Origin of the sequence: Enterococcus sp. C76 (assembly GCF_040886985.1) — a bacterium.
Lineage (GTDB): Bacteria > Bacillota > Bacilli > Lactobacillales > Enterococcaceae > Enterococcus_B > Enterococcus_B lactis.
Genome location: NZ_JBFOEY010000027.1, coordinates 1 through 1,542, shown reverse-complemented (window position 1 = coordinate 1,542; position 1,542 = coordinate 1). Strand labels below are relative to the sequence as shown.

At 32.0% G+C, this 1,542-nt stretch carries 2 protein-coding genes; both read right to left on the bottom strand.

The genetic code is table 11. The features are described from left to right. Nucleotides 1-936: IS30 family transposase (locus tag AB3I00_RS14495; protein WP_368025597.1), on the bottom strand; the 936-nt coding region annotated here is incomplete at its 3' end. A gap of 79 nt (nucleotides 937-1,015) precedes the next feature. Further along, nucleotides 1,016-1,542: hypothetical protein (locus AB3I00_RS14490; protein WP_368025596.1), on the bottom strand; the 527-nt coding region annotated here is incomplete at its 5' end.

Here is a 1,542-nt window from a genome sequence, read left to right as displayed (position 1 = left end):
TTCTTTAGGCATATAATAACCAAGCACTTTTCTAGGTCTTCCATTAATTAAATCAATACATCGTTTAAAATAATCTCGGTCAACCTTTCCAATATCAGTCCCTTTTGGAACATATTCTCGTATTAATCCATTTGTATTTTCATTTGTGCCACGTTGCCAAGAACAATATGGATCGGCAAAATACACATTAATTCCTAACTTTTTCTCTACATATTGGAAATCTGAAAATTCAGGGCCATTATCAGCAGTTATCGAACAAACTGGTTGATTTTCTAATAACTCCACGATTCCACTACTAATCGTTTCTGCTTTTCGATTACTACAAATTTTCGATAATAAAAATCTTGTTTTCCGATCGACCAAAGTAAGGATAACTGCTTTTGTCCCTTTCTTTCCAACGACAGTATCCACTTCCCAATCGCCTATACGCCCACGATTATTGATTATTTGTTCTCGAGAATGAATACTTTTTCCGCCTTTCATGCGATTTACATCCGCAGCTCTTTTATACTTCTTTCCTTTTTTCCGTAAATATTTAGGCGAGCTTACTAATCCAGCATGTATATAGCGATATATAGTTTTCGTTGATACAAAATCTTTATTTTCTTGGATCACCCGATTCCAATTGCAAATTATTTCAGGAGACCACCCTAATTCCATTTTCTCTTCAATCGTTTCTTTTGTCTCAATAGTAAACTTAGAACGATTCTTTTTCGCTCTCTTTCGTCCATCTGACAATTCTTGCGCAAAAGAGGGATCATATCGTCCAAATCCATTGAGATTTCGCTCAATTTCCCGATAAATGGTGCTATGGTGACGTTCTATAACTTGTGCTATTTCGTTTGCCGTCCGCCCCTCTTCATTGTACATAATCGCAATTATTATTCTTTCGTGAGGGGTCAATTGTTTATATTTACAACTATCTATAAAAATCACTCCCACCAAAAACTAACAACACCATTGTATGGCTAAATACACCATTATTTTCTATTTTTTTTTACAAAAAAAACAAATTCTAAAAAGTTATTTTTACCAATTCAACATCATTCATTTTCACCAATGAATCGTCCAAATTAATTCCTTTTATCCTCTGCAAACATTCAATCAAATATTTTCTAATATAATGTGGAAATATCAACTTTTTATACAAAAGAATTCGTCCAACCGAACAAGTAAAATACTTCTTCCACAAATACCAATTAAACTCCTTATTTACAAACTTTTGATTCCTTTGAATATAATCAGATAAATCATTAATTTCGCTTACTTTTTTCGTTTCACTGTCAATCACATAAATTTTTTTTACTCTCTCTATAACGCAAACCCAATGCATCCCATATAGCATTTCATCATCAAATTTTTTCTCTACTGAAATAGGTATTAATAAAAATTCGTTACATTTCAATTCACTCAAAGAAAAATTCACTCTTTTCTCAATACGTTTAACCGAAATCACTTGCTGACAATTAAGAAAATTTACCAATTCACTACTTGAAAAGAATTCGCCAATTAACGAATTTTTTTTTGTCGCTTCTTTTATTA